A 19,039-nucleotide genomic window follows, 5' to 3' on the forward strand; every position below is an offset into this window, starting at 1 on the left:
TAATTTTTTTCGCACAAACACTTGTAATAATTGCGTAATATCTTAAAATTGATGTTAAGCCCTACAATTGTAGTATTAGGAGGTCAAAAAAGTGTCAAAATTTAAGTCTTTGCTTCTACTCTTTGGCTCGCTAATTTTACTTAGTGGTTGTGAGAATGTAGAAGTTTTAAACCCAAAAGGGCCAATGGCAAGTGATACGAAGTTCTTGATTATCTATTCAATCATCTTCATGCTTGCTATAGTTGTCGCTGTAATTCTCTTGTTCACAGTCTTTCTATTCAAATATAGAATGGGCAAAACAGAGGAAACAGGAAAGATGCATCATAGTTTTTTACTTGAATCGATCTGGTTCATTATTCCAATTCTCATTGTAATTGCTATAGCCATTCCAACGGTTAAATCACTTTACATGTATGAGGAAACACCAGACAAAGAGGATGATCCAATTGTAGTTTATGCTACAAGTGCTGGTTACAAGTGGTTCTTTAGTTATCCTGAAGAAAAAATTGAAACTGTTAATCACTTAACAATACCGAAAGATCGTCCAGTTGTTTTCAAACTCCAATCAATGGATATGATGACAAGTTTCTGGATACCACAACTTGGTGGTCAGAAATACGCGATGACAGGTATGACGATGGACTGGACATTAACATCCAGTGAAGAAGGTACGTTCCGTGGACGTAACTCAAACTTCAATGGTGAAGGTTTTTCTCGTCAAACTTTCGATGTTAACTCAGTAAGTCAAAGTGAATTTAACGATTGGGTCAAAGATGCTCAAAGTAAAAAAGAGTTAGATCAAGATACATTTGATAAGCAACTTTTACCAACTACTGAAAATGAAGAGTTAACTTTCAGTGGTACCCATCTAGCATTTGTTGATCCTGCAGCAGATCCTGAGTATATTTTCCACGCTTATGATCGCTTCAATTACGTACAGAAAGATCCGAACTTTAACACTGAAGAAGAATTAACTGAAGATGTGTTAGATGAACCTGATCAACCTGCACGTAAACCGCAAATCACAAATGCGAACTATGAGAGACATGGTATGAAAGCCATGATTCTTGGCAACGATGAACCATACAACAGTGAATTCAAAGACGAAGAAAAACATAACGTCGAGGAAATGGACAAAATCTCTAAAGGTGCTAAAGACGAAAAAGTATCTGAAATAGAGAAAAAAGAGCATGAATCTGGAGGTGGACATTAATGAATTTTCCATGGGATCAATTACTTGTTGAAGGTTCTTGGATGATTACAATGGCACAAATCGGTGCCCCATTTGGAATCATTGGACTAATCGCAGTAATTACTTATTTTAAATTATGGAAATATTTATACAGAGAATGGTTCACATCTGTCGACCATAAGAAAATCGGGGCAATGTACTTAATCTGTGCCGTATTAATGTTCGTTCGTGGTGGTATTGACGCATTAATGATGCGTACACAATTAGCGATTCCTAACAATACGTTCTTGGACTCAAATCACTATAACGAAGTTTTTAGTACACACGGTGTTATCATGATTATCTTTATGGCAATGCCTTTCATATTTGGTTTATGGAATGTCATTGTACCTTTACAAATTGGTGCTCGAGACGTTGCATTCCCTGTATTAAATAGCGTAAGTTTCTGGTTATTCTTCTCAGGTATGATTTTATTCAACCTGTCATTTATAATCGGAGGCTCACCTGCTGCTGGTTGGACTAACTATGCACCACTCGCAGGCGAATTCAGTCCCGGGCCAGGTGTCAATTATTACTTAATTGCAATACAGATTTCTGGTATCGGTACACTAATGACAGGTATTAACTTCTTTGTAACTATACTTAGAATGAAAACACCTACAATGAAATTTATGGAAATGCCAATGTTTACGATTACTACTTTCATTACAGCTTTAATCGTTATCTTGGCTTTCCCAGTACTAACAGTAGCATTAGCACTATTTACAACCGATAATATATTCGGTACAGCATTCTTTACAGTTGCTAATGGTGGTATGCCAATGCTTTGGGCTAACTTCTTCTGGGTATGGGGGCACCCCGAAGTATACATCGTTATCATACCAGCATTCGGTATATACTCTGAAATCATTCCAACGTTTGCGCGTAAACGCCTATTTGGTCACCAAAGTATGGTTTGGGCGACTGCAGGTATCGCATTCTTAAGTTTCTTAGTTTGGGTTCACCATTTCTTCACAATGGGTAATGGTGCATTAATTAACTCATTCTTCTCGATTTCAACAATGCTTATTGGTATACCAACCGGTGTCAAAATATTTAACTGGTTGTTCACGCTTTACCAAGGTCGTATTACCTTTGAATCACCAATGCTATTCGCATTAGGATTCATACCTAACTTCTTAATTGGTGGGGTAACTGGTATTATGCTTTCTATGGCAGCAGCAGATTACCAATACCACAACACGTACTTCTTAGTAGCCCATTTCCACTACACATTAGTAGCGGGGGTTGTATTTGCCTGTCTAGGAGCTTTAATATTCTGGTGGCCTAAGATGACTGGATTTAAGCTGAACGAGACATTAAATAAATGGTGTTTCTGGTTCTTTGTAATTGGTTTCAACATTTGTTTCATACCTCAATACATACTAGGTCTTGATGGTATGCCACGTCGTTTATACACTTATATGCCTGAAGATGGTTGGTGGTTACTAAACGTAATTTCAACTTTCGGTGCCCTATTAATGGCATTAGGCTTTATGTTCTTAGTCGCAAGTATTGTTTACAGCTTCTTCAAAGCACCACGTGAAGCAACTGGTGATAATTGGGATGGCTTAGGTCGTACTTTAGAATGGTCAACTGCAGCTGCAATGCCACCTAAATACAACTTTGCTATCACACCAGACTGGAACGACTACGATACATTTGTTGATATGAAAGAACATGGTCGTCATTATTTAGATAACCATAATTACACAGATATCCACATGCCGAATAATACGCCAGTTGGTTTTTGGATGGGAATATTCTTCACTATTGGTGGTTTCTTCCTAGTCTTTGAAACAATGCTACCGGCTATTCTTTGTTTAATTGGTATTTTCGGAACTATGATTTACCGTAGTTTCCAAGTAGATCACGGTTATCATATTCCAGTTTCTGAAGTAATTGAAACTGAAAAACGTTTACGTGAAGCACGAATAAAAGAAAAGGAGGCTGTAAGTCATGAGTCATGATGCAAACACAATTGATCAACGTTCGCATGAAGGTGAATTAAATAAGCTTGGCTTTTGGATTTTCCTTACAGCTGAATTCTCATTATTTGGTACGTTGTTTGCAGCGTTACTAACACTGCAACGTGGTGGCGATTATGGTGGTAAAATGACTACCGAGTTATTTGAATTGCCCCTCGTTTTGATAATGACATTCGCTTTATTGATTAGTTCTTATACATGTGGTATTGCAATTTACTACATGAGAAAAGAAAAAGAAAAATTAATGATGATTTGGATGATTATCACTGTATTATTAGGTGTCGTATTCGTGGGCTTTGAAATCTATGAATTCATACACTATGTACATGAAGGTGTTAACCTTTCTATTGGTTCTTATTGGTCTAGTTTCTTTATACTATTAGGAACACATGGTGCCCACGTATCGTTAGGTATCGTCTGGATTATCTGCTTATTAATTCAAGTAGCTATGCGAGGATTAAATAAAGACAATGCTTCTAAATTATTTATAGTAAGTTTATATTGGCACTTTTTAGATGTTGTATGGATCTTCATCTTCACTGCCGTATATATGATAGGGATGGTGTTTAGCGGATGAATACAATAGTAAAACACACAGTAGGTTTTATTGCCTCAATCGTTCTGACAATATTAGCAGTGTTTGTAACTTTATACACATCTATGGAACTTAACGTTAAGATTACCATCATTTTTGGTTTTGCTTTTATACAAGCTGCAGTTCAATTATTAATGTTCATGCACTTAACTGAAGGTAGAGACGGAAACTTACAAGCATTTAAAGTTATATTTGCGATTATCATTACTTTAATTACTGTTATTGGTACTTATTGGGTAATGCAAGGTGGACACTCGGCTCACTTATAATCCAAGAAAAGACTTCTCTAAAAGAGAAGTCTTTTTTTATTATTAATTAAATTATAGAAGTTAGTTCCCGTTAAATTTTATGTTTTTTCCCTACTTTTATGCTCAACTTAAATATACATTAATTTATATACAACACTTTTAAAAGAAAACAATGTAAAATGGATCCATACAATAACAAAATGACTTAGGAGGACTTAACAATTATGAAACAACCAATCATTATAGATGCCGATCCTGGTATTGATGATGCCGCTGCTATAAGTATCGCGCTGAATCATCCCAACTTTGACCTACGAATGATTACTACAATTAATGGTAATGTTGGCATTGAGAAAACTACAGCAAATACGTTGAAACTCAAGCAATTCTTTGCAAGTGACGTACCCGTTCATAGAGGGGCTTCTCAACCATTAGTTTCTGAGATTGTAGATGCAAGCCAAGTTCATGGTGAGTCAGGTATGGATGGTTATCCATTTCCTAAAGTAAATGAAAAAGATTTAGCTTCAACACATGCTGTAGAAGCAATGCGAAAAGCTTTAATAAGTAGTGAGATTCCTATAACTCTTATACCTATAGGTCCATTAACGAATATTGCCTTATTACTTTCTACTTATCCAGAAGTAAAAGATTATATTAAGGAAATTGTATTAATGGGAGGCAGCGCAGACCGTGGTAATGTCACCCCTTTAGCGGAATTTAATATTTATTGTGACCCTGAGGCTGCACAAATCGTTTTTAATTCTGGTTTGCCTTTAACCATGGTAGGACTTGATGTAGCAAGAAGTTCAACATTAAGCCATGCATTTGTAAATAAACTACCAACACTAAATGAAACTGGTGATATGTTGCATCAACTCTTCAAGCATTACAAAGGCGATGATTTTGAAAAAGGGATTAATGTATACGATGCATATACTGTGCTTTATTTGCTTCATCCTGAGAAATTCAATGTACAGGAAGCAGATGTACAAATAGAAACGAATGGTACATTTACAAAAGGTGCAACAGTAACTGATTTCAAATCTCGCTTCCCTAATTGTTCAGTGGTCATGTCCATTCATCCCGATACGTTTGAGGACATGTTCGTCAATGCACTAAAATACTGTAAATAAGGTGAATATGATTTGTAGCATAATATAACTATTATTTATACTTAAGAAAAAACACTCCTAATACTGTCATCAAGTTAAAGGTTGTACCTTTACACTTTACAGTTAGGAGTGTTTTAAATTACTTCATTTTAGGTTACTACAATAATCAAGTAATTAATAACGTTGCCCTACTATATTATAAGGCTTGTCTTGTTTTAGTAATTTATTAAAAATATGTTTTATCTTTTCCTCATTATTCACATCATTATTTTCATAATTTGTCCCAAGCACCACAATATAGTCGTCATTAAAATATGCCGTAAATACTTGTCCAAAAAAACCACCATTAATTCGATTTTTATTAGGAAGTGAATAAAAACCATAACGATACGCTTTTAGATAACGTGGCGTTAAACTTTCATGTAGTAAAGGCGTTGTTATATTATCTTTGAATAGTTCATTGTTTTGTAAAGTTAATATCAATTTCCCATATCATGAGGGGTCATATATAAATTACCAGCGCCGTAATATTGGTTTAAAACATTAGGCTTCTGCTTAACCGGTTCACCTGTATTTTCATCTTTTTTATAGCCTTCCGCCATATCTTTTTTGAAAGTTTCATCATTAAAAAATGCCGTGTGCTCCAATCCGTATGGCTTTGATAATCTGTTTTCGAAATTCTTTGAAAAAGATTTACCAGTTACTTCTTCTATCACACGAGATAAAACTAAATAATTAGCATCATTATATCTATTTTTATTATAAAATTTAGTCTCAATACCTTTGCGTTGTATTGACTGTACTGCATTATCTAGATTTTTATAAGAAGTTGAAGCTTTATATTTATATAAACCACTTTGATGAAGCATAAGTTGATTTAATGTAATAGGTTTGGATGTTTTGAACCATGGCAAATATTGATGAACCACATCATTCATATTAATTTTTTGCTCATTTTCTAATTGCTTAAGCATTAATCCAGTGGTGAATTTTTGAGAAGATCCGATTAAATATAATGTGTCTGCCCTATTCTTTTCATCTGTTTCAAAATTTTTGAAACCATATCCTTTATTTAATTTAAGTTGACCACGTTCAAAAACAGCTATAGTGCCGTTAAAATTAACTTTTTCTAAATATTGATGAATCGCGTTTATTTGTGGGTTGTTTTTATCCATTACTGTTTTCAAATTATTCGTATGAATAATTTGGTATTTCGTGTCTTGTTTATTATCTTGATAATATCTATATCCAATTGTAAAAGTGATTATTGTTAAAATAAAGATTAAAAAAATGATAAATTGTTTTAGTTTTTTTGATGTCATCTTGCTGCCTCTACATAAATTAATCTATATTTTGAATATAGTCTTTTTCAAATTGATCTGTAATTGCATCTATATCTTCTACATTCAGAGAGAAATAGAGTTTAATTTTCGGCTCTGTTCCAGATGGTCTAAGCGCGATAAATCCATTATCAAAAATGAATCTAATCAAATCCGTTTTCGGTAACGTTAATGCTTCTGTTGTACCTTCTATAACATTTCTATTTTCACCCGTATGATAGTCTTCTATTTGTTTTACATCCATACCACAAATTGAGAATATATCGTTATTTCTAAATTGACTCATTATATTCGAAATCTTTTCTACACCTTCGCCTCCTTCAAATGACGGTGCGAGTGTTCTATCTTTAAATGCACCAATATTTTGATAAATATCTTCCATAGTGTCTTTAAATGTTAAACCATTTTTAGATAATAGATTTTTATATTTAACTAATAAAGGTACCATTTGAATTGCATCTTTATCTCTAGAAATTGATTTCGCTAAATAGCCGTGGCTTTCCTCAAATGCGAGTAATAATTGCGTCTCATTGTCTGCACCTTTTTGCTCAATTAAATCAGAAATATATTTAAATCCAGTCAGCACATTATTAACTTGTACATCTAACGCTAATGCTAATCTTTCTGCTAACTCACTTGTGACGATAGATTTAATAATGTAAAGTGGTGCGCCTGCTTCAACTAATTCTTGAAATCTCAATTTCATAAACAGTAACCCAATTTCATTACCATTAAAATATCTATATTCATTTTTTCCATAACGCTCAATAAAACCAAATCTATCTGCATCAGGGTCTGTAGCTATGATCAATTGTGCGTCTGTTTTTTCTGCAAGTGCTAGGCCGTAATTAAAAGCAGTTTCATCTTCAGGATTAGCAATTTCTACAGTTGGGAAATTACCATCCGGTGTAGATTGCTCTTCTTCTATCACAAAATTTTGGTAATCCAATTCTGTTAATATATTTGAAACTAACGGTAAACTTGTACCATGTAAACTGGTTAATACTACTTTTGCACCTTTTTCATCAATCGAACCTACTAAATCTTTAACTTCACTTTTATATTTTTCAGTTACTTCACTAGTAATATATTTAATTCTATTATTTTCTTTTAATACTTCAAAATCGCCCTTTTTAATCGATAATGGAGATTCTATCGTATTAATATAATTACTAAGTTGTTCGGATTCATCAGGTAATAATTGGCCGCCTTTTTCATCATAAATTTTTATACCATTATAATTTTTAGGATTATGACTAGCTGTTATCATCACACCTGCATCTGCATTCAAATGTCTAACGGCAAATGATAACTCTGGAGTAGATTTATAATCTTCTGATAAAATAGGTATAACATTATTGTTAGCTAGCACACTAGCCATTTCTTGTGAAAATGCTTTAGATAAAAATCTCGTATCAAAGTGTATTACTACAGTTGGTGAATCAATTTTACTTCTTAAAAATTGAGCTAAACCTAAAGCCACTTTGCGAATTGTAAATGCATTTAATCTTCCTGGTCCTAAGCCAAAAGTGCTTCTAATACCTGCAGTTCCAAAAGCTAAACTTCCTTTGAACCCTTCTTCTTTTTCTGTTTCAGTTTGTATTTCATAAAAATCTTTCACTAAACTCTCATCTATTTTATCTAACCATTCTTGCTTCATACTCACTTTTCCTCCTCATATCTTTTGCTAAAGATATATCCATTTCAATTATTAATTTTAAAAATATTTTATAGAAAGCATTGTTCTTAAATTATAACGTAGCAAAGCCCTTTTTTCTTATATTTATAATTATTTTGTCATTTCCTTGAAACACAGTTATTGTTCACAAGATGATATTTCTATTATATATTATAGCTCATGTATCGCTATAAATCATTTCTAAGCAAATGACAATTTTGTTAGTTTCTACTGATAAATTCCAATATATAAGCATTATACTTCACATACCCTAATTTAATTTTACTTTAAACTTGAAAATAACACATTCATAGTTGATATTTACTAGCTATAGTAATAAAATTATAAGTTATAGTACATTTTCTTCTTTACAAATATTTAATATAGTTAAAAGAGCTATAACATTTAACGATAATATAGTAACATGTACAAAATCATATACATGGGGAGCTTCAAACATGAATAAATTTTTAAAATATTTTTTAATATTTCTATCTTTAGTTCTTGTCGTTGTTCCGGTTATATTTGCTATCATTCTACTCAAATCATCTCAAGGCGCTTTTGAGAATTCTTTTAACGATGGTGACTCCTCTAGGAAATCAAACATTCGTGAATCTAAAGTCGATCCTTCTAAAGATCCTATTTCTATCTTATTTTTAGGTATTGATGGAAATAGTGGACGAGAAAAAAATGGGCAAAGTACTGAACAATCAAGAACCGATGCAATGATTCTTTCAACATTTAATTCCGATAAAGAACAAATAAGAATGCTAAGCATTCCTCGTGATACAATCAGTTATATTCCAAAAGTAGGTTATTACGATAAAATCACTCATGCACATGCTTATGGTGGACCTACAGCTTCAATGGATTCTGTAGAAGCTACTTTAAACGTACCGGTTGATTATTATGTACGTATTAATATGGATGCATTCGTAGATGCTGTTGATGAACTTGGTGGCATTGAATATAATGTCCCTTATGACATCAGTGAACCAAATACTGATGACAGTGGCAAAATAAAAGTTGAAAAAGGACATCAAAAACTAAATGGCGACGAAGCATTAGCAGTCGCTAGAACACGACATCATGATTCTGATTTAAAACGTGGTCAAAGACAAATGGAGTTAATTAAAAAACTCTTTGCTAAGGCACAAAATGCTGGTTCCTTTAGTAAGCTAGATGATGTTATTGAAATAGTTGGGAATAATTCAAAACATAATTTAAGCTATGATGAGGTAAAAGCTCTTGCAACATCTTATTTAAAAGATGATGTTGAAATCAAAAGTAAACAACTTAAAGGTGAAGATGATTACTTAAATGGAATCTATTATTACAATCCAGATATTAATAGTATTCAAGACACTTCAAATTTACTACGTGATGATTTAAATTTACCTAAGATTGAAGATACAAGTGATTTCTTAAATCAACGTGTCACTGATTTTTATGGTACACTCGTACCACAAACAGAGTTAGACAGTAGTCTACTTAGAAAAAATCAAAATGATACTTCCAATGATAATGATGAAGACAATTCATCAGAATTAAATGGCACTGAAAACAATGATAATTCACAACAACAGAATAACGATCAACAACAAATTGATCCTAATCAACAACAAATTGATCCTAATCAACAACAAGTAGATCCTAATCAGCAACAAGGTAACCCTAACCAACAACAAAACAATAATAATCAGCAACAACAGAATACCGATCAGCAACAAATAGATCCTAATCAGCAACAAAATACTCAAGAAGTACCAACTAATCAATATTAACTGTAGAGAGGAGCTCACTATATGTCACGCAAAACATACGAAAAACTTGCTCATATAAACGGAATGTTTAATGTTTTAGAACAACAAATGATACACAGCAAAGATATGGCGCTTTTTAGAAATGAATTTTTCTATGTCAATCATGAACACCGTGAAAACTATGAAGCTTTACGCATATACTATAAAGATAGTGATAATAATCCTATCATCGATGGTGCATGTTATATTGTTGGACTTCCAGAAATATTCGAAAAAGTTGATGTTTTTGAATCAGAATTACCGTTTTCATGGGTTTATAATCAAAATGGTATTACAGAAACAATGAAAGAAATTAGCGTACCCATCCAATATCTTATTGCGGCTGCACTAGAGGTTACAGATGTTAATTTATTTAGACCATCTGGTTTTACAATGGGTATGAATAATTGGAATATTGCACAAATGCGAATTTTTTGGCAATATACTGCGATAATTAGAAAAGAAGCACAATAATCATTAAAAAACGCCCTATCATATTAAACTTTGATAGGGCGTTTTTTTAACCAAAATAAATGAAACGAGGAATAGTTATGTTTAAAATTGTTACAACGCCTTCCATGATGGAAGATGCATATAGTGTACGAAAACAAGTATTTGTTCTTGAACAAGGTGTACCGTTAGAAAATGAAATAGATCAATACGAAGCTATTGCTACGCATATCATTGGATATGATGAAAACAACATCCCCTTCGCCACTGGTAGATTTCGTCCTTATGACAATGCCGTTAAAATAGAAAGAGTTGCTATTATTTCATCTCATAGAAAATCTGGATATGGCAAACTACTCATGCAATTTTTAGAAGAAATCGCTAAAAATCAAGGCCATCATTCCTTAATGCTAAATGCACAATGCCACGCTCAAACTTTTTATGAATCTCTTGGATATAAACCTTTTGGAAAGATTTTTATTGAGGAAAATATTGATCATATTGCTATGACAAAATCTATTTAACCCAATTTAATATGTTTTTGTATTTATATTGCAACTATCTTTTGTAATATTTCGATTTGTGTAATATTTCAATATTTTCAAAATTAAGCTTTATAACGCATTAAATCAGATGTTATAACTTTTCCAAAACTTAATTAGATTAATTTTATATTACAAATCAGTAAAAAGTAAACCACTCCTCCAAAAGTCGTATTATAATAGATATTAAATTATATAGTTAAAGGGGCAGTTTAATGACTAAGAAAAAGTTTACTTATAAAGTACCGTCGATGGTAGCACTAACGTTAGCAGGTACAGCTTTAACATCTCATCAAGCACAAGCTGCAGATGACGTACAAAATAAATCTACAAACGAGAATGTGTTAGATGATAAGAATACACTTAAACAAAGTGAACAAATCAAATCTGAAGTTAGTAAACCTACCGCTAATATTTCAGGTACACAATCATACCAAGACCCTACACAAGTTGAACAGACCTTAGCAAACGAAGTTAACACTTACGATGCAGAATTAGATGAGTTGAACTCTGATCAAACACCAAGTCAAGATACATACAATCAACAAACTTCAGGCCAAGAAGACCAAGCGAACACGCAATCTGAAGCTAATGAAGTAACTGAAAACACTCAGGATTCTGAAGATGCTCAAAGTATTGAACAAGAGCCCGCTCAAAACAATAGTTCTTCTGACCTAAACCAGCAAGATTCCGAAGAGACTCAACAATCTGTAGAAGATACTTCTAATCAAAATATTCAACACAACGAAGGCAATTCAACTGATGATACAACTACTGCAGTTGATAACAGTCAAACTGTTGAAAATACGCAAGCTACTGAACAAAATACAGCTCAAGACAACACTTCTTCTGATGTAAACGAACAAAATTCTGAAGATACTAAAGCTACTGAAGAAGACACTTCTAATAAAGATGTTCAAGACAATCAAGCTAATCAAAATTCTGAACAAAATAAAGAGGACAACACTTCTTCTGATGTAAACGAACAAAATTCTGAAGATACTAAAGCTATTGAAGAAGACGCTTCTAATAAAGACGTTCAAGACGATCAAGCTAATCAAAATTCTGAACAAAATAAAGAGTACAATACTTCTTCTGACGTAAACGAACAGAATCCTGAAGATACTAAAGCTACTGAAGAAGACGCTTCTAATAAAGTCGTTCAAGATGATGAAACTAATCAATCTACTGAACAAAATACAGCTCAAGACAACACTTCTTCTGACGTAAACAAACAGAATCCTGAGGACGCTAAAGCTACTGAAGAAGACGCTTCTAATGAAGACGTTCAAGATGATGAAACTAATCATTCTACTGAACAAAATAAAGAGGACAACACTTCTTCTGACGTAAGTGAACAAAATTCTGAAGATGCTAAAGCTACTGAAGAAGACGCTTCTAATAAAGACGTTCAAGATGATGAAGTTGCTAAAACTTCTGAAGATAATAAAGTAGACGACTCTTCTGACGTAAACGAACAGAATTCTGAAGATGCTAAAACTTCTGAAGAAGACGCTTCTAATGAAGACGTTCAAGATGATGAAACTAATCAATCTACTGAACAAAATAAAGAGGACAACACTTCTTCTGACGTAAGTGAACAAAATTCTGAAGATGCTAAAGCTACTGAAGAAGACGCTTCTAATAAAGACGTTCAAGATGATGAAGATGCTAAAACTTCTGAAGATAATAAAGTAGACGACTCTTCTGACGTAAACGAACAGAATTCTGAAGATGCTAAAGCTACTGAAGAAGACGCTTCTAATGAAGACGTTCAAGATGATGAAGATGTTAAAGCTTCTGAAGATAATAAAGTAGATGACTCTTCTGACGTAAGTGAGCAAAGCACAAGCGAAGATAGTAAGGCAACATCAACTGCGACAGCAGTTGCAACTAAGCCTAGTACGCCAAGTACTACTGCGACAACGGTAAGTACAGAAGCTACTCCTAAATTAAGAGTAGCATCAGCTAATGTAAATAATACGCTTTCAACGCGTTCTGCAATAACAAGAGAAGCAGGCACAACAAGTTCTCTACCAGCATATAGTCCACAAGTGAGTTCATCACTTAATAACTATATTCGTAACAATAACTTCCAAGCTCCAAATTATGAACAAGATATTGCAAGTTATTTACCGCAATATAATTATCGTTATGGTAAACCAGAAGGTATCGTTTTACACGAAACTGCAAATGATAACTCAACTATTACTGGTGAAATTAACTACATGAAGAATAATTATAATAGTGCTTTTGTTCATGCATATATTGACGGTAATCGTATTATTGAAACTGCAAATACTGACTATCTTGCTTGGGGCGCTGGTCCAGCTGCAAACGATCGATTTATTCATGTTGAGTTAGTTCATACACATGATTATGATTCATTTGCACGTTCAATTAACAATTATGCTGATTATGCAGCGACAAACTTACAATATTATGGTCTTTCACCAGATAGTGCTGAGTACGATGGACAAGGTACAGTTTGGACTCACCAAGCCGTTAGTACTTTCCTAGGTGGTTCTAATCATACGGACCCTCATGGTTACTTAGCTTCATATAACTACAGTTATGATGAATTATATGACCTAATCTATGAAAAATATTTACTTAAAACTGGTCAAGTAGCACCTTGGGGAGCAACATCTTCAGGTAGTACTAGTGGAAAAGACGAATCTACAAATACAGATGGTTCTAGCAATACTGGTGGCTCAGGTAGTACAGGTGGTTCTAGTAACACTGGTAGTACTGTTACCCCACCAAAAACAGGTTCATTAACAGTAGAAGCTAATAATGGTGTTGGCCGTATTAATACTACGAATGATGGCTTATATGCAACAGTTTATGACCACCAAGGTAAAAAAACTGATCGTACAAATCAAACACTAAAAGTTACAAAATCAGCCAAAATAGGCAACGAAAATTTCTATTTGGTAACTGATTATAATAAAGGGAACTTAATTGGTTGGGTTCACCAAAATGATGTGGATTATAATACAGCTAAACCTGTTACTGCGATAAATAAAACTTATAATATTAAACCAGGCGAAATTTTATATACAGTCCCTTGGGGTACTAGCTCTCAAAAAGCTGGAACTGTTTCAGGTAACGCTAACCAAACATTTAAAGCAACGAAACAACAACAAATTGGTAAAACAAACTATGTTTATGGCTCTGTAAATGATTTATCTGGTTGGGTAAGTTTAAGTAAGTTGTCTTCACCAAGTTCAACTGTTGCCCCACCTGCAAATACAGGTCAATTATCAGTAACTAATCTTACTAACCAACAAGGTACTGTAGCCAAAACAAATCATGGTGTCTACACTTCAGTTTACGACAAACAAGGTGTACAAAAACCATATGTGAATGGCAATACTTATAAATTAAGTAAAAAAGCTACACTTGGAAGTAATAGTTTCTACTTAATAACAGATAACAAAACGAATAGTAATATAGGTTGGATGCAAACCGGTGATATTACAGTTAATGAAGCTGCTACTAAAAATACAGCAAACCCAACTCAATCAGTAAGTAAAATTGGTCAATTAAATAATACAAATTCTGGTATTAAGACTAAAGTTAATGATACAAAAGCCAAAGATGTATCTAAATTATCAGGCCGTACATTTAACGTTACAAAACAACGTACACAAGGCGATAACACTTACGTATTAATTCAAAATTCTAACCAAAACACACCATTAGGTTGGGTTAATACAAAAGACATCAATACACGTGATTTAAGTAAAACATCTGCTAAAAATGGTCAATTCACAATTAAATCTACAAATAATGGACTTTATGCAGTACCTTGGGGTACAAAAGCTCAACAATTAGACTCATTAAAAAATGTGAAAAACAATCAATTTAATGCTTCTAAATCAGTTAAAGTAGATAAAGATGAATACTTGTACGGTAATGTTAATAACAAGACTGGATGGATTGCAGCTAAAGATTTAAATACAAATAATAAAGTTGCAACCGAAACTCAAACATCTGACGTAACTAAATCGGCAGTTACACCTTATAAATTTGATTATGTTATTTATAATGCTGATGGTAGTTATTACTTAGATCCAACTTCTAATCAACCAGCAGGCTCATTAAATGATTTCTATGAAAGTATCTTTACAGTATTCGAGAAACAAGTTGTCAATGGTGTGACTTGGTATCACGGCAAACTATCTAATGGCCAAATGGTTTGGATTAAAGAAGAAGACTTACGCAAAGAGTTAATCAAATATTATCAATCTGGTCTAACGCTAGATGAAGCTGTTGCAATTCAAGCAGGTTTAAAAACCAAACCTCAAATTCAACACACACCAGGTAAATGGGAAGATGCTACACCTATCGAAATAAAAAATGCTATGGATACTGGTAAATTAGCACAAGACCCTACTCAAAAATATCAATTCTTACGTTTAGATAAATCTCAAGATATTGCTTCAGCAGATTTAGATAAACTTTTAGTTGGTAAAGGCATTTTAGAAGGTCAAGGCGAAGCATTCAGTGAAGCAGCTAAGGCTTACAATATAAATGAAGTTTATTTAATCTCACATGCCCTATTAGAAACAGGCGATGGTACTTCAAAACTTGCTAACGGTGGCGATGTAGTAGATGATAAAGTCGTAACAGATGGTCCAAACAAATATTATAATATGTTTGGTATCGGAGCAGTTGATAGCGATGCAGTTAAACAAGGTTTCGCTACTGCCAAATCTAACGGTTGGGATACAGTTAAAAAAGCAATCGTTGGTGGCGCTAAATTCATCTCAAGTTCATACATCAGCCAAGGTCAAAATACACTTTATAAAATGCGTTGGAACCCTGAAAATCCAGGTGAACATCAATACGCAACTGACGTAAGATGGGCAGAGCACAATGCCACACGTATTAAAGGGTTCTATGATTCAATGGGTAAATTAGGTAAATATTTTGATGTAAATACTTATAAAGCTTAATTTACACCTACAATACTATATTTTCTTTTATACAATTAAAATAAGAGTACATGATCACTCAACAGATATTTTCTATGAGTGATACATGTACTCTTAAATTTTTATTTATTGGTGCTTTCATATAAATTAATCAGCCCCAATAATCTAACGTAAATAAGCATGACGAACGTTTAATTTATATAGCAAATGGTTTAAGTCTTCTATATCTTGTGAAGTTAAATTTTGGCAGCGCGCTTCAATTAAAGCTACCCTTACCTCATTAATTTGTTGTACAAGTTCCTTTGTCTTATCCGTTACCACTAAATCTTTACATCTCAAATCTTTATTAGATTGTTTACTAGTTATGTAACCCATTTGGCAAAGTTTTTTTATCCAACGTGATACAATTGATTGTTCTTTATTAATTTTCATAGTTAAGTCATATTGAGATAAAACTTCATAATTGTATAAAATTCTTAACATTTCTAATTGCTCTGAAGTTAAATCTGTACGTTGGCCAAACCTTCTACTTACTAAGTTCAAATCGTTACTCGTCAGTGTAATTAATTGTTCTAGTTGTTTGTACATGTTGCTTCATCTCCACTATGTTAATTTACTTGTTACTACCAATCAAATGACACTATTATATTTCTTAATATTATAATGTCATTCTACATAATATACAATAATAAAATACAAATCGATCTATTTTGTTGCATTTCTCATATGATTTATAATAAATTAGTATCAGTGATTATAAAATTCACCCGGCACTTTTAAAGGAGAAAAAGCATGGCACAATTAAAAAAGAGAGATTACTTTTTTGACAATGCAAGAGCAATATTGATTTTTCTTGTTGTCTTTGGGCATTTATTACAACCTTACAATGAAGCGAGTACATATCTATCGTCGTTGTACTTAACAATATACAGCTTTCATATGCCAGCATTTTTATTTATTTCTGGTTACTTTGCAAAAAAAGCAGGAGAAGCTGGTTATTTAGAAAAAGTCTCTAAAAAACTATTAATACCTTATATTATTTTCTTTGGTTTTTTCTCTATATATTATTATTTAACTGGTAAAGAAGATAGCGTTCAATTCGATCCTTTCGATCCAGTGTTCGCACTTTGGTTTTTACTTACATTATTCTTCTTTCATGTGATTTTAGTAATTGTTAAAGACTATAAACCTTATTTTGTATTACCAATAGCAATCATTTTTTCATTATTTGCTGGTTATTCTGACAATATTGATAATTATTTGAGTTTTTCAAGAACGATTATGTTCTTTCCGATATTTTATTTAGGTTATTTATTTACAAGTAAACATACTCAAATTTTACGAAATAAAAAGTTCGTCCCTATTGCTTTTATAATTTTAGTGACTTTCTATATAATCTATACCATTCATCCAATCAATTCAGACTGGTTGTTAGGTGATTCGCCATATATGTCATTAGAAGGGAAACAAGATCTTTACAGTCCGTTCAAAAGATTACTCCTTTATTTTATTATTTTAGCAACAATGTTTTCTTTCTTGAATTTAATACCTGAAAAAGAAAAATTCTTTACTTATATAGGACGTAGAACAATGCATATCTATTTATTACATGGTCTTGTAATCGGAGTGGTTCGTGGTTTTGGTCTTCATCCGTTTAAAGATGAAATATCTGTTTTAACTTATATTTATCTTTTAAGTGCAACATGTTTCATTGTTTATATTTTATCGACACGTTTTGTATCAAAATGGACAAACCCAGTTATTAATTTGCAGTCACCTTCTAAATTCAAAGGTTAATAAAAGCTTTTACCGAATTGTATTTATTTTAAATATGTTATGATAGAAATAATTTGATGATATCTATTAATCATACATATAAAAATACAATTCGGTATTTTTAATCTCGAGGTGAAATAATCAATGAAACTTTCTTTAAACAATAATGCTAAATATTTAAGTGCACCAAGCATACGTCAATTTTCAAGTCGTATTAAGAACATTGATAACTGTATCAATTTAACAATTGGCCAACCAGATTTTCCTATGCCAGATGTAGTTAAATCTGCATATATTAATGCGATAAATGAAAATCAAACAACCTATTCGCATAATAAAGGATTATTTGAAACAAGAAACGCTGTAAGTGAATATTTTGAGCAACGCTATCATTTTAAGTATAGTACTGAAGAAATTATTATTACTAATGGCGCTAGTGAAGCATTAGATACAGCATTACGAAGTATTATTAATCAAGGCGATGAAATTATTGTTCCTGGCCCTATTTATGCAGGATACATTCCTTTAATTAAAACACTGGGTGGCGTTCCAATTTTCATAGATACAACTCAGTCTCAGTATAAAATCACTCCTGAGGCCATAGAAGCTCATATTACGAACAATACAAAAGCAATATTACTAAACTATCCAACTAACCCTACTGGCGTCATATTATCGTATGATGAGGTTCAAGCAATCACTGAGACCTTGAAAGATAAAGAGATATTCATAATTAGTGATGAAATTTATGCTGAAAACACATTTAGTGGAAAACATACTTCTTTTGCAGAATTTGATGCTATCCGCGATCAACTTTTACTCGTAGGTGGTTTAAGTAAATCACATTCTGCAACTGGTATCCGTATTGGATTTTTAATTGGACCTGAGTACTTAATTGAAAAGTTAACATTTATGCATGCTTATAATTGTATTTGTGCAAATGTACCAGCACAAATTGCTTGTATTGCTGCTTTAAATGAAGGCTTAGAAGCACCACAATATATGAATAAAGCTTATATTGAACGTCGTGATTTTTTAATTCAAAAATTAGAGTCTCTCGGATTTGAACTTGATGCTAAGCCAGAAGGTGCTTTTTATATCTTCCCTAGCATCAAAAAATTTACTGATGACGATTTTGAATTTTGTATTAATGTACTTGAAAAAGCACATGTAGCAATGGTACCAGGTTCAGCTTTTACTGATTTAGGTAAAGGTCATGTACGTATATCCTATGCTTATGAACTTGACGCCTTAAAAGAAGGTATGAGAAGGCTTGAAGAATTTCTTAAGGAATACTATCAACAATAACTTTTTATTATAGACACAAAAGCACC

Annotated in this window: 13 protein-coding genes and 1 pseudogene; 11 read left to right on the top strand and 3 right to left on the bottom strand. The window is 32.7% G+C overall.

The genetic code is table 11. The annotated features are described in order from the left end of the window. The first annotated feature begins 91 nt into the window (after positions 1-91). The 5 genes from qoxA (at position 92) to rihC (ending at position 5,195) form a co-directional block, all read left to right on the top strand. Positions 92-1,213, top strand: coding sequence for a cytochrome aa3 quinol oxidase subunit II (gene qoxA, locus AOB58_RS04725; protein WP_046465172.1), 1,122 nt, complete (start codon positions 92-94; stop codon positions 1,211-1,213). After that, a complete protein-coding gene (gene qoxB, locus AOB58_RS04730; protein WP_064783031.1) occupies positions 1,213-3,201 on the top strand; it encodes a cytochrome aa3 quinol oxidase subunit I in 1,989 nt (662 codons plus the stop codon). The genes qoxA and qoxB overlap by 1 nt, the downstream gene beginning before the upstream one ends. After that, positions 3,191-3,796 (top strand): cytochrome aa3 quinol oxidase subunit III, encoded by a 606-nt coding sequence (qoxC, locus tag AOB58_RS04735; protein WP_064783032.1) that lies wholly within the window; start codon positions 3,191-3,193, stop codon positions 3,794-3,796. Before qoxB ends, qoxC begins: the two co-directional genes overlap by 11 nt. Continuing rightward, complete coding sequence (gene qoxD, locus AOB58_RS04740) at positions 3,793-4,083, top strand: cytochrome aa3 quinol oxidase subunit IV (protein WP_002508041.1); 291 nt, start codon at positions 3,793-3,795, stop codon at positions 4,081-4,083. The genes qoxC and qoxD overlap by 4 nt, the downstream gene beginning before the upstream one ends. Positions 4,084-4,286: 203 nt before the next feature. Next, on the top strand, positions 4,287-5,195 hold the full coding sequence (gene rihC, locus AOB58_RS04745; protein WP_021338629.1) for a ribonucleoside hydrolase RihC: 909 nt from the start codon (positions 4,287-4,289) through the stop codon (positions 5,193-5,195). Between the two features lie 153 nt (positions 5,196-5,348). Here the strand turns inward: rihC and AOB58_RS04750 are convergent. Then, a pseudogene (locus AOB58_RS04750) lies at positions 5,349-6,496 on the bottom strand (serine hydrolase domain-containing protein). A gap of 19 nt (positions 6,497-6,515) precedes the next feature. Then, on the bottom strand, positions 6,516-8,174 hold the full coding sequence (locus AOB58_RS04755; protein ID WP_046465169.1) for a phospho-sugar mutase: 1,659 nt from the start codon (positions 8,172-8,174) through the stop codon (positions 6,516-6,518). 476 nt (positions 8,175-8,650) lie between these two features. Between AOB58_RS04755 and AOB58_RS04760 the strand changes: the two genes are divergently transcribed. The 4 genes from AOB58_RS04760 to AOB58_RS04775 all read left to right on the top strand — a co-directional run bounded on the left by AOB58_RS04760 (position 8,651) and on the right by AOB58_RS04775 (position 15,950). Continuing rightward, on the top strand, positions 8,651-9,976 hold the full coding sequence (locus tag AOB58_RS04760) for an LCP family protein (RefSeq protein WP_064783033.1): 1,326 nt from the start codon (positions 8,651-8,653) through the stop codon (positions 9,974-9,976). 21 nt (positions 9,977-9,997) lie between these two features. Next, positions 9,998-10,468 (top strand): DUF2538 family protein, encoded by a 471-nt coding sequence (locus AOB58_RS04765; RefSeq protein ID WP_002508047.1) that lies wholly within the window; start codon positions 9,998-10,000, stop codon positions 10,466-10,468. Between the two features lie 77 nt (positions 10,469-10,545). Beyond that, a complete protein-coding gene (locus AOB58_RS04770) occupies positions 10,546-10,968 on the top strand; it encodes a GNAT family N-acetyltransferase (protein WP_021338624.1) in 423 nt (140 codons plus the stop codon). A gap of 233 nt (positions 10,969-11,201) precedes the next feature. Further along, positions 11,202-15,950, top strand: coding sequence for a GW dipeptide domain-containing protein (locus AOB58_RS04775; protein ID WP_064783034.1), 4,749 nt, complete (start codon positions 11,202-11,204; stop codon positions 15,948-15,950). Between the two features lie 144 nt (positions 15,951-16,094). Here the strand turns inward: AOB58_RS04775 and AOB58_RS04780 are convergent, their stop codons facing one another. Then, on the bottom strand, positions 16,095-16,517 hold the full coding sequence (locus AOB58_RS04780; RefSeq protein ID WP_021339522.1) for a MarR family transcriptional regulator: 423 nt from the start codon (positions 16,515-16,517) through the stop codon (positions 16,095-16,097). A gap of 204 nt (positions 16,518-16,721) precedes the next feature. Between AOB58_RS04780 and AOB58_RS04785 the strand changes: the two genes are divergently transcribed. After that, positions 16,722-17,726, top strand: coding sequence for an acyltransferase family protein (locus tag AOB58_RS04785; protein ID WP_021339521.1), 1,005 nt, complete (start codon positions 16,722-16,724; stop codon positions 17,724-17,726). A 123-nt stretch (positions 17,727-17,849) separates the two neighbouring features. Beyond that, positions 17,850-19,013, top strand: a complete 1,164-nt coding sequence (locus AOB58_RS04790; protein ID WP_021339520.1) for an aminotransferase class I/II-fold pyridoxal phosphate-dependent enzyme — start codon at positions 17,850-17,852, stop codon at positions 19,011-19,013. The last annotated feature ends 26 nt before the right edge of the window (positions 19,014-19,039 follow it).

The sequence above is a fragment of the Staphylococcus sp. AntiMn-1 genome (assembly GCF_001663395.1).
Taxonomy (GTDB): Bacteria; Bacillota; Bacilli; order Staphylococcales; family Staphylococcaceae; genus Staphylococcus; species Staphylococcus equorum.